Raw genomic sequence first — 13,831 nt, 5'->3', positions numbered from 1 at the left:
CTTCTCAGCCCGGGCGACCATCGGCCCGCAGGCAGCCATACCAACGGCCCAGGCGCACGCCCCAGGCCCCCATGGTGCCAGCCCAGAGGCCCGCAGCCAACAGCAGCAGCCAGGGCAACGCCCCCACCGGCATGCCCGGCACCGCCGCCGCAATGCGCAGCAGCGTGGCCGCCTGCAGCAGCCAGAAGAGTGTCCAGGCAATGCTGTCAGCCACCAGCGCGCGGCCGCTGTGGCCGCAGGACACGCGTGTGACCATGGCCAGCATCAGCGACGCGAGGCAACCCATCGTGAGCGCATGCAAAGCGCCCCACCCCAACGTGCCCATGCCCAGCCCCCAGGCCAGCCACTGCGACGCGCCCCCCAGCAGGAAGGCCAGGCCCAGCCACAAGAAGCCGATGTGCAGCATGGCCAGCAGCCGGTTCTTGAGGCTTTGCACCAGCCCCCACACCCAGGCCAGCCACACCAGCACGCCCCCTACCACCAGTTGCAGCGCACCGAACACCAGCCCCCAGGCCGGGCCTGCGGCGCTCGCCGGCACACCCGCCCATTCCAGCCAAGTCGCCAGCACCTGCAGCCCCGCCGCAGCGAGCATGAGCCACAGCACCCAGAACGGCCGCCAGGCCCGCACCATGGGCATGGCACTGGAGGTGAAAAACGGAATCATGCGGTGCGCCACCGTGACGTAGACCACCACCACAAAGCCCCACAGCCCGGTGAACACCCAGGCCCGCCCCAAGGCCGGAGCACCCAGCGCCAGGCTGAGCCCGAGCCCGGCCACGCTGATGCCTCCCAGCACGCAGGCGCTCGCAATCACGCGCGCGTGGAGCTGGTCCTGCGCCTGGCTCAGCCGCACCCGGCCCCAGAACTGCAGCGCCATCGCCACCAGCCCGCCCCAAGCCAGCGCCAGCCCGGCCAGCGCGACCACCACATGCAGGTGGGCCCCGACCAGCCACAGCAGCCAGCCCGCCGCCTGGGCCAACAGGGGGTTGCGCAGTGCCTGCGGCGGCAGTGGATCAACCCCCAGCCACTTGGGCCCTGCGGTAAACAGAAAACCCGAAAAGAACAGCGGAATAAAACCAAACACCATCACGGCCGCATGCACCAGCGTGGGCGGCAGCGTCCAGGCCAGGCCCGGCCACCCGGTGGAGCGGTCCACCATCACCAGCGCCCACCATGCCCCCGAAGCCACCAGCACCACCATGGCCAGCAAAAAGCCCAGGCGGTGCGGCGCCAGCATCACATAGCGCCAGCGCCAGTGCCGGTCCATCTGCGCCAGCGCCTCGGCCGTGGGCTTGCCCGAGACAAGCCCCAAGGGAATGGTAGGGCGGGCAGGCGTCACCCGCAGCTCCCGAGGTGTCCGCATTGCGTGCAGTAGTCGCAGCCGTCCTTGCGGATGACCGCGTGGGCGCCGCACTCGCTGCATTTCTTGCCCGCCATGGCCTGGGGCACGGCCACGGGCGGTGGTGCGGGCTCGTCCAGCGGCAGTTGCTGCTGCACCGGGTCGGCCACGCGGCGGGCCAGGATGTTCTGGATCGCATAGGCCATGGCCGCCACCTCGGAGTCGTGCCACATGGGCACCAGCGTGCCATCGTCCTTGCGGTGCTGGCCCAGGCGCACGGGGCCCCGGTCCCAGGCCACCTTGCGCATGTCGGACAGCGCACGCTCCAGGAAGCCACCGCGCGCCGCGAGCGACAGCATGCGCATGCTGGAGGTGATCCACTGCTGCGACTCGCCGCTCTGGCCCACGGGCATGAAGAACTCGATGGCGCGGTCCACGGTGCGACCACCCACGCCCGTGGGCACGGGCAGGAAGGACACGATGAGGTACAGGGTCTTGTGGCCTTCCTGCGTCCAGTATTCAAGCTTTTCGGCCACGGCCGAGAGGCCGCCCTGCGGGCGGCTTTCGATCACCGTGCGCATCGGGTCCACCGGCGGTGCTGCAGGCGCAGGCTTGGCCACCGCAGCGGGCTCAGGCGCAGGCGCTGCATGGGTTTCGAGCACCGAGCCCAGGATGTTGTTAGGCCGGTAGGTGGCCAGGCCCTTGAGCCGCGCGCGCCAAGCCTGCAGGTACAGGTCCTTGAAGTCCTCGTAGGGGTAGTCGGCCGGGATGTTCACGGTCTTGGAGATGGCAGTGTCCACGAAGGGCTGCACGGACTCCATCATCGCGATGTGGTCCTGCGCCGACATGGCCAGGGCCGAGACAAAGTAGTCGGGCAGCGCGTCAACATCGCCGCCCAGCTCACGGTACAGGCGCCAGGCATGGTCTTCCACCGCGTATTCGGTGGTGCTGCCATCGGACTCGCGCTTCTTGCGCTTGTACATCCACGAGAACGGCGGCTCGATGCCGTTGGACGCGTTGTCGGCAAACGCCAGGCTCACCGTGCCCGTGGGCGCAATGGACAGCAGGTGGCTGTTGCGGATGCCGTGCGTGCGGATGGCCGCCTGCAGCGACTCCGGCAGGCGGCTGGCAAAGGTACCTTCGGCCAGATAGCCCTTGGCGTCGAACTTGGGGAACACGCCTTTCTCGCGCGCCAGGTCCATCGACGCGGCGTATGCGGCATCGCGCATGCACTCGGCAATGCGCGCCGCCATGGTGCGACCCTCGGGCAGGTCATAGCGCAAGCACAGCATGGCCAGCGTGTTGCCCATGCCGGTAAAACCCACGCCAATGCGCCGCTTGGCCATGGCCTCGTCGCGCTGCTGCGGCAGCGGCCAGAAGGTCACATCGAGCACATTGTCGAGCGCACGCACCTGCAGCGCCACGGCCTCGCTGAACGCCTCAAAGTCAAACGCCGCCACACCACCGAAGCCAAAGGGGTAGCGCACGAAGCGGGTGAGGATGATGGGACCGAGGTCGCAGCAGCCGTAGGAGGGAAGTGGCTGCTCACCGCACGGGTTGGTCGCCGCGATGTCCTCGCAGTAATGCAGGTTGTTGTCTTCGTTGATGCGGCCCAGGAAAAGGATGCCCGGCTCAGCGAAGTCGTAGGCCGACTTCATGATCGTGTCCCACAGCTGCCGCGCCTGCACGGTGGTATAGACCCACTGGCCGTCGGCGCGCTGGCGGGCGCCCTGTGCCAGCAACGCGGCGCCCGGGGCGGCCTTGTGCACCAGCTCCCACGGTGCATCGTTCTGCACGGCCTCGATGAACGCGTCCGACACGCCCACCGACACATTGAAGTTGTTCCAGCGGCCCGGCGTGCGCTTGGCGGTGATGAATTCCTGCACGTCGGGGTGGTCGATGCGCAGCACGCCCATCTGCGCGCCCCGGCGCGCGCCCGCGCTCTCTACCGTGGAGCATGACTGGTCGAACACGTTCATGTAGCTGCAGGGCCCCGAGGCCATGGAGGCCGTGCCCTTCACGTACGCGCCCTTGGGGCGGATGCGCGAGAAGTCGTAGCCCACGCCGCCGCCACGCCGCATGGTCTCGGCGGCTTCGCGCAGCGCCTCGTAGATGCCCGGAAAGCCCTCGTCGTCCACGCCCTGGATGCAGTCGCCCACGGGCTGCACAAAGCAGTTGATCAGCGTGGCCTGGATGTCAGTGCCCGCCGCGCTCATGATGCGGCCCGCACCGATGGCGCCTGCCTTCAGGTTGGCCAGGAACAGGGCTTCGTACTTTTCACGCAGGTCCGGCTTTTCGACCGAGGCCAGGGCCCGCGCCACGCGCTGGTACAGCTCGTCGGCCGTGGTCTCGCCGGGTTTGAGGTACTTTTCGCGCAGCACATCCAGACTGATGGGCTGCAGGGAGGACAGGGCACGGAGGGGGGGCTGAGGTTCGCGTTTCATGGGGGCCGATGATTTGGGTTTCACACTGAAACGGGGTTGCGTTCCGTCAAGGAGCGCTCATTCGACTCCGAATGCCGCGCCGTGGCAAGTCGTCGGCCCATCACTCGTCCACCAGCACCTGTCCGTCGTGCTCCACATAGGGCTGGTAAGGGCCTGTGCCGCTGTTGTCCGCACGCGAGGCAGGCACAAAACCACCGGTGCTCACGTCGAACACATGGACCTCGCCCTCCTCGATCACGTAGTGCCAGCCATGCAGGCTGATCTGGCCCGACTGCACCCGGCTGCGCACCATGGGGTACTCCATGAGGCGCTCCAGCTGCAGCACCACCGCGCGCTGTTCGGTGCGGCGCAGCACCTCGGGGCCCGGCGACATGGGCAACAGGGCCTCGCGCCCCAGGTCCAGCCAGTGGTTGAGGTTGGGAGCCTCGGGCGACACCTCGCTGTACATCGCCTTGATGGCCCCACAGTGGCTGTGGCCGCACACCACGATGCGGCGCACCTGCAGGTTGAGTACCGCAAACTCGATGGCCGCCGTGGTGCCATGGTGGCCGTGCGAGCCGTCATACGGCGGGATGAAGGCCCCCACATTGCGCACCAGGAACAGCTCGCCCGGTCCCGCCCCGGTCAGCAGGTAGGGCACCAGGCGCGAGTCGGAGCAGCCAATGAACAAAGTGGTGGGGTGCTGCCCCTCGTCCACCAGCGTCTGGAACTGCTCGCGGTACTGGGGAAAGGCGTCGTCATGAAAACGGCGCAAGCGGTCCAGCAGCTCGTCAGGCATGGTGGTATGACCCACAGACAAACATGCCGCTACTGCACCAGCGGCGATTCGGCCGCATCCAGCGCCACCCCTTCGACCACCGCAGCACCTGCCAGCAGTTGCAGGTACTGGCGCAGGGTATTCACCCAGGCCTGCTGGCGCAGGGTGAGCGCGATGGCCTGGCGCACGTCCTCGAACGCGGGCTGTTGCCCCGCTTCACGCGCTACCACTTCCACCACATGCAGGCCAAAGCGGCTGTGCACCAGGCGCGCCAGCACGCCGATCTCGGCGCTGCCAAACACCTCGCGGGCGAACTCGGGGGCGCAGTCGGCGCGGGTGAGCCAGCCCAGGTCACCCCCTTGCTGGCCGCTGGGGCAGTTGGACCACTGGGCGGCGGCCTCGGCAAACTTCGCACCACCGTCGTCGGCGCAGCGCAGCTCGATCAGCAAGGCCTCGGCGCGCAGGCGCAACTGCTTCACATCCACACCCGGCGTCACGGCAAACAGCACATGCCGCAGTTGCGCACGCTCGCCCTGGGCATGCGCTGCAGGGTGGGCCTCGTGGTAGCGGCGGCAGGCCTCTTCCGACGGATCGGGAATGGGCAGCTCACGGTCCAGCAGTTGCTCGATGGCGTTGGAAGCCTCGGTGCTGATGACGCCCTCGGTACCCGGCACATCGTCGGCCGACAGCAACCCCGCCTGCTGGGCCGCCTGGCGCAGCAGCTCGGTGCAGGCGCGTTGGCGCAGGGCCTCTTCGTCCAGAACTTCGTGCGGTGCGTTGAGGGCCACGCCGTTGATGCGTGCGATTGCAGCCACTACCCCCGGCCCGCTTGCTACGGATGCTGGCATCGCCTGCACGGGGGCATCGGCCATCGTTGCTACCAGGGCCTCGTAGGCCGCAGTCTGCGTGGGGGTCAGTGTGCTGGCAGGGGCTGCTGCCGCGCTGCTATCGGTGGAGCCGCATCCGCAGCTCCCGGTTCCACATCCGCTCATGGTGTGCTCCTTGGGGATCGGTAGGTCTCAGGCACGGCGGTCTTGCGACTGCATGTGGCCTGCGGGCAGGTTCAAGCGGCGCGCACGCACCACCTGGTAAGGGCGCAGCACATAGGCCAGCGTGCCAAAACCGCTCCACACGTGCACTAGGCGGGTGAACGGGAAGACGAGGAAGATGCTCATGCCAAGGAACATGTGGGCCTTGAAGATCCAACCGGCTTCGGCCAGCAACTCCACACCGCCGCTGCGGAAGGTCACCACGCGTTGGCCCCACTCGGCCAGCTTCATCATCATGGAGCCGTCCAGATGCTGCGCCGACAGCGGGATGGTGGCCAGGCCCAGCGCCAGTTGCAGCCACAGCAGCACCAGGATCAGGATGTCACTGGTCTTGGACGTGGCGCGGATGCGCGGGTCCGACAGGCGGCGGTGCAACAGGATGGACAGGCCAATGAAGCCCAGCGTACCTGCCAGGCCACCCGACACCATGGCCATGACCTGCTTGGCACCCGCGCTGATGAAGTGCTCATACAAGAAGTGCGGCGTGAGCATGCCCACGGTGTGGCCGAAGAACAGGAACAGCACGCCGATGTGGAACAGGTTGCTGCCCCAGCGCAGGCTGCCGGTGCGCAGCAGCTGCGATGAATCGCTTTTCCAGGTGTACTGATCGCGGTCAAACCGCGCCCAGCTGCCGATGAAAAAAACGGCCAAGCAGATGTAGGGATAGATGCCGAACAACAGGGTGTCGAGCCAGGTGGTAGTCATGCTGAGACTCCTTCGGATGCCCGCTCGGCGCGGGGAGTACGAACAAAATGCATAGGTTGCGGCTGGTCAGGCTTGGACTGGCCCTGGGTGCTGCAACCCCCAAACGCTTCGGGCTCGGCCCACACCTCGTCCATCTCGGGCTCGGGGGTGAGCGCCACCGACTGCACACGCTGGCCCGAGACTTCGAGCACGGCCGCAATCACGCTGGCGTAAGGGCTGTTGCGCGCCACCAGCGCGCTGAACAGCGCGTTGAGGATGTGGGCCATTTCGCCCAGGAACTCCTTGGCGACTTCGGGGGGCTGGGTGGAGGCGAACTCCAGCACCACGGGCAAGTGGTCAGGCAGCTCGTCGGCCTGGAATTGCAAGCCGGCCTTTTCGTAGGTCTGCATCAGGTCGATGAGCGCCGGGCCGCGGTCGCGCGAGTCGCCGTGCACATGCTCGAACAGGTGCAGCGAGGTCTGGCGGCCCCGGTCAAAGTTGTCCACATAGCGGGCTTCGGCTTCGAGCGGATCGAGTGCCGCGAGGTGCTGGCACACGGCCTTCAGCTCCTCCATGCGCTCGGCGGGGAGGGCCTGCTCGGCCTGCAGCGCATCGACGAGCTGCTGCATCACGCTGCGCAGCTGCGCATCGGGGTAGCTCAGCAAGTAGCCCAGGGCGCGCAGGGTCAAGCGCACAGAGGTCGGGTTCTTCTTGAACATGGTGATTCCTTCCTGTGTGCGATCAGACCGTGGCCTTGATCGGGATGGTGCGAGGCTTCTTGCCGCCGAACATGCTGACCTCACTGGCGCCATCGGAGCAGCCGTTGCCGAACGAGAAACCGCAACCGCCCCGGATGTCGAACGCGTTCTCGGCGTACTCGCGGTGGGCTGACGGGATCACGAAGCGGTCTTCGTAATTGGCGATCGCCATCACCTGGTACATCTCCTCCACCTCGGCCATCGACAGGCCAGCCTGCTTGAGCACCGACAGGTTCTGGCGCTGCTCTACGTGCTTGTCACGCTGGTAAGTGCGCATGGCCAGCATGCGCTCCAGCGCGCGCACCACAGGGCCGGTGTCACCGGCGGTGAGCAGGTTGGCCAGGTACTGCACGGGGATGCGCAGCTGCGACACATCCGGAATCTCGCCATTCGCGCCCACATGGCCCGCGTTGGCGGCGGCCGTGATGGGCGAGAGCGGCGGAACGTACCAGACCATGGGCAGCGTGCGGTACTCGGGGTGCAGCGGCAGCGCCACCTTCCAGTCCACGGCCATCTTGTAGACGGGGCTGTTGCGGGCAGCGTCCATCCAGCTGTCCGGGATGCCGTCGATGCGCGCTTGCTTGATGACGTCCGGATCGTTGGGGTTCAAGAAGATGTCGAGCTGCGCCTGGTACAGGTCGCGGTCGCGCTCCACACTGGCGGCTTCCTGGATGCGGTCCGCGTCGTACAGCAGAACGCCCAGGTACCGGATGCGACCCACGCAGGTTTCCGAGCACACGGTCGGCTGGCCTGCCTCAATGCGGGGGTAGCAGAAGATGCACTTCTCGGCCTTGCCCGACTGCCAGTTGTAGTAGATCTTCTTGTAGGGGCAGCCGCTGACGCACATGCGCCAGCCACGGCACTTGTCCTGGTCGATCAGCACAATGCCATCTTCCTCGCGCTTGTAGATCGAGCCCGAGGGGCACGATGCCACGCACGCCGGGTTCAGGCAGTGCTCGCACAGGCGCGGCAGGTACATCATGAAGGTGTTCTCGAACTGGCCGTAGATGTCCTTTTGCACATCGTCGAAGTTCTTGTCCTTGCTGCGGCGGCTGAATTCACCGCCCAGGATTTCCTCCCAGTTCGGACCCCACTCGATCTTCTCCATGCGCTTGCCCGTGATCAGGCTGCGCGGGCGCGCGGTGGGTGCAGCCTTGCTTTCAGGCGCCGACTGCAGGTGGTCGTAGTCGAACGTGAAGGGCTCGTAGTAGTCGTCGATCTGCGGCAGGTTGGGGTTGGCGAAGATGCGCATGAGCAGCTTCCACTTGCCGCCCTGGCGGGGGGCGATGGAGCCGTCAGGGCTGCGTACCCAGCCACCGTTCCAGCGGTCCTGGTTTTCCCATTCCTTGGGGTAACCAATGCCAGGCTTGGTTTCGACGTTGTTGAACCAGGCGTATTCCACGCCGGGGCGGCTGGTCCAGACGTTCTTGCAGGTGACGGAACAGGTGTGGCAGCCGATGCACTTGTCCAGGTTCAGCACCATGCCGATTTGTGCGCGAATTTTCATCGTGTTTCTCCTTGTCTTCGGCTTCAGGCATGCGCACCGCTGTGGGCCGATGCGGGGGCTTCATCGTCGAGCCAGTCCACGCGGTCCATCTTGCGCACCAGCACGAACTCGTCGCGGTTGGTGCCGATGGTTCCGTAGTAGTTGAAGCCGTAGCTGTACTGTGCGTAGCCGCCAATCATGTGGGTAGGCTTGAGCACGATGCGCGTGACCGAGTTGTGGATGCCGCCACGGGTGCCGGTGATCTCGGAGCCGGGGGTGTTGATGATCTTCTCTTGCGAGTGGTACATCATCACCATGCCGGGGTTCACGCGCTGGCTCACCACCGCGCGCGCCGCAATGGCACCGTTGGCGTTGAAGAGTTCGACCCAGTCGTTGTCCACGATGCCTGCGACCTTGGCGTCGTCTTCACTCAGCCACACCACCGAGCCACCCCGGTTCAGCGTGAGCATCATCAGGTTGTCGCTGTACGTGCTGTGGATGCCCCACTTCTGGTGCGGCGTGATGAAGTTCAGCTGGATCTCACGGTTGCCATTGGGCTTCTTGCCTTCAACTTCATGCAGCGTCTTCAGGTGCACCGGTGGGCGGTAGCTCACGAAGCCTTCGCCGAAGTCGCGCATCCACGGATGGTCCTGGTAGAACTGCTGGCGGCCCGTGAGGGTGCGCCATGGGATGTACTCGTGCACATTGGTGTAGCCCGCGTTGTAGCTGACCTTCTCGCTTTCCAGGCCCGACCAGGTGGGCGAGCTGATGATCTTGCGCGGCTGCGCCTGGATGTCGCGGAAGCGGATCTTCTCGTCCTCGCGGTGCAGCGCCAGGTGCACGTGGTCACGGCCGGTCTGCTTGCCCAGGGCTTCCCAGGCCTTGCAGGCCACGTGGCCGTTGGTCTCAGGCGCCAGCATCATCACCACTTCGGTAGCGTCGATGTCGGTCACGATGCGGGGCATGCCTTGCGTCACGCCCTCTTCCTTCACGCGGCCGTTCAGGTCGCCCAGCTGGCCGACTTCGGTCTGCGTGTTCCAGCCAATGCCCTTGCCGCCGTTGCCGGCCTTGTCCATCAAGGGGCCCAGGGCGGTGAAGCGTTTGTACAGGTTAGGGTAGTCGCGCTCGACCACCGTGACCTGGGGCGCGGTCTTGCCGGGGATGAGTTCGCACTCGCCCTTCTTCCAGTCGCGCACGCCATAGGGCTGCGCCATTTCGCCGGGGGTGTCGTGCATGATGGGAGTGAGCACCACGTCCTTCTCGACGCCCAGATGGCCCACGCTGACCTCGCTCACGGCCTTGGCGAAACCCTTGTAGATCTCCCAGTCGCTCTTGGCCTGCCAGGCAGGGTCCACCGCGGTGGACAGCGGGTGGATAAAGGGGTGCATGTCGCTGGTATTGAGGTCGTTCTTCTCATACCAGGTGGCCGTGGGCAGCACGATGTCGGAGTACAGGCAGGTCGTGCTCATGCGGAAGTCGAGCGTGACCAGCAGGTCCAGCTTACCTTCGGGTGCCTTGGCGTGCCACTGCACTTCTTCGGGCTTGGCTTCGTCCTGGCCCAGGTCCTTGCCCTGTACACCATGGGTGGTGCCCAGCAGGTGCTTGAGGAAGTATTCATGCCCCTTGCCCGACGAGCCCAGGATGTTGGAGCGCCACACGAACATGTTGCGCGGCCAGTTGTCGGGATGGTCCGGGTCTTCGCAGCTCATCTGCAGGCTGCCTTCCTTGAGGGACTTCACCACATAGTCCTTGGCGTCCATGCCCTTCGCAGCGGCATCCTTGGCCACCTGCAGCGGGCTGGTCTTGAGCTGGGGCGCCGAAGGCAGCCAGCCCATGCGCTCGGCGCGCACGTTGTAGTCGATCTGCGCGCCGTGGTAGGCGCTGGCATCGGCCAGGGGCGAGAGGATTTCTTCCATGCCCAGCTTTTCGTAGCGCCACTGGTCGGTGTGCGCGTAGAAGAAGCTGGTGCTGTTCATCTGGCGCGGTGGGCGGATCCAGTCCAGCGCAAAGGCCAGCGCCGTCCAGCCGGTCTGGGGCCGCAGCTTTTCCTGGCCTACATAGTGCGCCCAGCCGCCGCCGCTCTGGCCAATACAGCCGCACAGCATCAGCATGTTGATGATGCCCCGGTAGTTCATGTCGCAGTGGTACCAGTGGTTCATCGCCGCGCCGATGATGACCATGGACTTGCCATGCGTCTTGTGCGCGTTGTCGGCGAACTGGCGGGCCACGGTGATGATCTGATCGCGCGGCACGCCGGTGATCTTCTCTTGCCACGCAGGGGTGTAGGGGCGGTCGGCGTCATAGCTGCCGCCAGGCTCTTCACCAGGCAGGCCCCGGTCGATGCCGTAGTTGGCGGCCAGCAGGTCGAACACCGTAGCCACCATCACCTTGCCTTGTGCCTCGTGGCCCGCCAGCTCCAGGTGCGTCACCGGCACAGGGCGCACCATCACATCGCTGCCTTGTTCGTTGGCCGTGAAGTTGGGCGACTGCACACCGCCGAAGTACGGGAAGGCCACCTTGGCCACTTCATGCGCCTGTGCGCCGTCTTCGATCACCGACAGCTTGAGCTTGACGGTGTTGCCCGTGCGGGCTTCCTTGTTCTCCAGGTTCCACAGGCCCTGATCGGCGCGGCCGTCGGCCCCCCAGCGAAAGCCGATGGAGCCATTGGGCAGCGTGACCTGGCCCAGCTCGTCGTAGCCCACGGTCTTCCAGTCGGGGTTGTTGGACTGGTCGAGCTGGCCAGGGAAGTCGCTGGCGCGCACATAGCGGTCAGGCACCATCACCGTGCGGCCATCGGGCAGCGTCTTTTCCTTGAGCACCACCAACAGCGGCAGATCGGTGTAGCGGCGGGCGTAGTCATCAAAGTACGCGCTGCGGCCCTTGCCACCATCCTTGAAGTAAAACTCTTTCAGGATCACGTGGCCCATGGCCATGGCCACGGCGGCGTCGGTGCCCTGCTTGGGATGCATCCACAAATCGCCCAGCTTGGCCACTTCGGAATAGTCGGGCGTGATGGACACAACCTTGGTGCCCTTGTAGCGCACTTCGGTCAAGAAGTGCGCGTCGGGCGTGCGGGTCTGGGGCACGTTGGAGCCCCAGGCAATGATGTACGAGCTGTTGTACCAGTCGGCCGACTCGGGCACGTCAGTCTGCTCGCCCCAAGTCTGCGGGCTGCTGGGAGGCAGGTCGCAGTACCAGTCGTAAAAGCTCATGCACACGCCGCCGATCAGGCTCAGGTAGCGGCTGCCGGCCGCGTACGAGATCATCGACATGGCCGGAATCGGCGAGAAGCCGATGATGCGGTCCGGGCCATGCTTCTTGATCGTGTAGACGTTGGCCGCAGCGATCATCTGGTTGACTTCGTCCCAGGTGCTGCGCACGAAGCCGCCCAAGCCGCGCTGCTTTTGCCATTCGCGCTTGGAGGCATCGTTTTCAACAATGCTGGCCCAAGCATCCACAGGGCTCTTGGCCAGGGCAATGGCGGCGCGCCAGTGTTTGAGCAGACGGCCACGTACCATGGGGTACTTCACGCGGTTGGCGCTGTACAGGTACCAGCTGTAGCTGGCGCCGCGTGCGCAGCCACGGGGTTCGTGGTTGGGCAGATCGGGGCGGGTGCGGGGGTAGTCGGTCTGCTGGGTTTCCCAGGTCACGATGCCGCCCTTGACGTAGATCTTCCACGAGCAGGAGCCCGTGCAGTTCACGCCGTGGGTGGAGCGCACGATCTTGTCGTGCGCCCAGCGGTCGCGGTAGGCGTCCTCCCAGGTGCGGTCTTCGCCGTTGGTTTCGCCATGGCCTTGGGCGAAGGTCTCGCGGGGCTGCGAGAAGTACGTGAGGCGATCGAGGAAATGGCTCATCGGGGACTCCTTTTCTTGTCTGTTCTGTGCGGTTCTGTGGGGCGGCTCAGCAAGGCATCTCGGCGTTCTTGCGGCCGTAGTACCACCAGGTGATCACGATGCAGACGATGTAGAACGCGAAGAACGTCCACAGCGCGGCATGGGGGCTGCCAGTGAGGGCGATGGAGCTGCCGTAGCTCTTGGGGATGAAGAAGCCACCGTAGGCCGCCATGGCGGCGGTGAAGCCCAGCGTGGCGGCGCCCAGGGTGTTGCCTTCCTTGTTGGCACTGGCGACGGCGGCGGTGTCGTTCTTGTCCACGCCGCGCATGGCTTCGGTCAGGAAGATCACGGGGATCATGCGGAAGGTGGAGCCGTTGCCGATGCCGGTGGTGAGGAACAGCACCAGGAAGCACACGAAGAAGCCGGCGAACTGGCCCTCGTTGCCTGCGGACGGCAGGAACACCGTGACGCCCATCACGGCGATGGCCATGACGATGAAGTTCCACAGCGTGACGCGTGCACCGCCGAGCTTGTCGGCCAGCCAGCCGCCAAAGGGCCGGATCACCGCGCCCACCAGCGGGCCCAGCCAGGCATAGGCCAGGGGGTTGATGCTGGGGAACTGGCTCTTGATGAGCAGCGGAAAGCCTGCGGCGTAACCGATGAACGAGCCGAAGGTGCCGAGGTACAGCACACACATCAGCCAGTTGTGCTTGCGCTTGAAGATGGCGGCCTGCGCGGCAAACGAGGCACGCGCGTCGGCGATGTCGTTCATGCCGAACCAGGCGGCCAGTGCGGTGATGGCGATCCATGGCACCCAGATGAAGGCAGCGTTCTGCGTCCACACCTGCAGGGTCTGGCCGTTCTTGACGATGGTCTGGCCCTCGCCACCAAAGATGCCGAAGATGCCGGCCGTGACGACCAGCGGGCTCAGGAACTGCACCACGGACACGCCCAGGTTGCCCAGGCCCGCATTCACACCCAGCGCCGAGCCTTTGCGCTCCTTCGGAAAGAAGAAGCTGATGTTGGCCATGCTGGAGCTGAAGTTGCCGCCACCCAGGCCACACAGCAGCGCCAGAATGAGCATGGTGGGGTAGGCGGTGGTGTTGTCCTGCACCGCAAAGCCGATGCCGATCGCAGGGATCAGCAGCGAGGCCGTGGAGATCGCCGTCCAGCGGCGGCCACCGACCAGCGGCACCATGAACGAATAGAAGATGCGCAGCGTGGCGCCCGAGAGCGCAGGCGCCGCCGCCAGCCAGAACAGCTGGTTGGTCGAGTACTTGAACCCGAGGCCCGGCAGGCTCACGGCGACGACGCTCCAGACCTGCCAGATGGCGAAGGCCAGAAACAGCGCGGGCACCGAGATCCACAGGTTGAGCTTGGCGACGGCTTCGCCTTCGCGCTCCCAGAAATTCTTGTCCTCTGGCGTCCAGAGGGTGAGCAGGCGCCCCTGGCGCCCGCTGGTGGTGGTGGCAGACATGGTG

The 13,831-nt window shown here is 65.7% G+C and carries 9 protein-coding genes; all 9 read right to left on the bottom strand.

What is annotated here, in order from left to right:
• Nucleotides 1–4: 4 nt before the first annotated feature.
• The 9 genes from ACSQ3O_RS02395 to ACSQ3O_RS02355 all read right to left on the bottom strand — a co-directional run bounded on the left by ACSQ3O_RS02395 (nucleotide 5) and on the right by ACSQ3O_RS02355 (nucleotide 13,827).
• The gene (locus ACSQ3O_RS02395) at nucleotides 5–1,363 is read right to left on the bottom strand and encodes an NnrS family protein (RefSeq protein ID WP_436137712.1); all 1,359 of its coding nucleotides are present in this window, start codon (nucleotides 1,361–1,363) and stop codon (nucleotides 5–7) included.
• A complete protein-coding gene (locus ACSQ3O_RS02390) occupies nucleotides 1,336–3,783 on the bottom strand; it encodes an adenosylcobalamin-dependent ribonucleoside-diphosphate reductase (RefSeq protein WP_436137711.1) in 2,448 nt (815 codons plus the stop codon). The genes ACSQ3O_RS02395 and ACSQ3O_RS02390 overlap by 28 nt, the downstream gene beginning before the upstream one ends.
• A gap of 100 nt (nucleotides 3,784–3,883) precedes the next feature.
• Nucleotides 3,884–4,561 (bottom strand): carbonic anhydrase, encoded by a 678-nt coding sequence (locus tag ACSQ3O_RS02385; RefSeq protein ID WP_137748838.1) that lies wholly within the window; start codon nucleotides 4,559–4,561, stop codon nucleotides 3,884–3,886.
• 29 nt (nucleotides 4,562–4,590) lie between these two features.
• The gene (locus ACSQ3O_RS02380) at nucleotides 4,591–5,532 is read right to left on the bottom strand and encodes a peptidylprolyl isomerase (RefSeq protein WP_137748839.1); all 942 of its coding nucleotides are present in this window, start codon (nucleotides 5,530–5,532) and stop codon (nucleotides 4,591–4,593) included.
• Nucleotides 5,533–5,559: 27 nt separating this feature from the next.
• Nucleotides 5,560–6,294, bottom strand: coding sequence for a respiratory nitrate reductase subunit gamma (gene narI / locus ACSQ3O_RS02375; RefSeq protein WP_137748840.1), 735 nt, complete (start codon nucleotides 6,292–6,294; stop codon nucleotides 5,560–5,562).
• Nucleotides 6,291–6,992 (bottom strand): nitrate reductase molybdenum cofactor assembly chaperone, encoded by a 702-nt coding sequence (gene narJ, locus ACSQ3O_RS02370; protein ID WP_137748841.1) that lies wholly within the window; start codon nucleotides 6,990–6,992, stop codon nucleotides 6,291–6,293. The genes narI and narJ overlap by 4 nt, the downstream gene beginning before the upstream one ends.
• A 22-nt stretch (nucleotides 6,993–7,014) precedes the next feature.
• Nucleotides 7,015–8,538: a nitrate reductase subunit beta gene (gene narH, locus ACSQ3O_RS02365; protein ID WP_137748842.1), complete on the bottom strand. Its 1,524-nt coding sequence runs from the start codon at nucleotides 8,536–8,538 to the stop codon at nucleotides 7,015–7,017.
• 23 nt (nucleotides 8,539–8,561) lie between these two features.
• Complete coding sequence (locus ACSQ3O_RS02360; RefSeq protein ID WP_436137710.1) at nucleotides 8,562–12,371, bottom strand: nitrate reductase subunit alpha; 3,810 nt, start codon at nucleotides 12,369–12,371, stop codon at nucleotides 8,562–8,564.
• A gap of 46 nt (nucleotides 12,372–12,417) precedes the next feature.
• Nucleotides 12,418–13,827 (bottom strand): NarK family nitrate/nitrite MFS transporter, encoded by a 1,410-nt coding sequence (locus ACSQ3O_RS02355; protein ID WP_137748844.1) that lies wholly within the window; start codon nucleotides 13,825–13,827, stop codon nucleotides 12,418–12,420.
• Nucleotides 13,828–13,831: the final 4 nt, after the last annotated feature.

It is taken from the genome of Acidovorax sp. LjRoot74 (assembly GCF_964254355.1).
Lineage (GTDB): Bacteria > Pseudomonadota > Gammaproteobacteria > Burkholderiales > Burkholderiaceae_C > Acidovorax.
The sequence above is the reverse complement of the archived record's forward strand: the minus strand, read 5'-3'. Positions and strand labels throughout refer to the sequence as shown.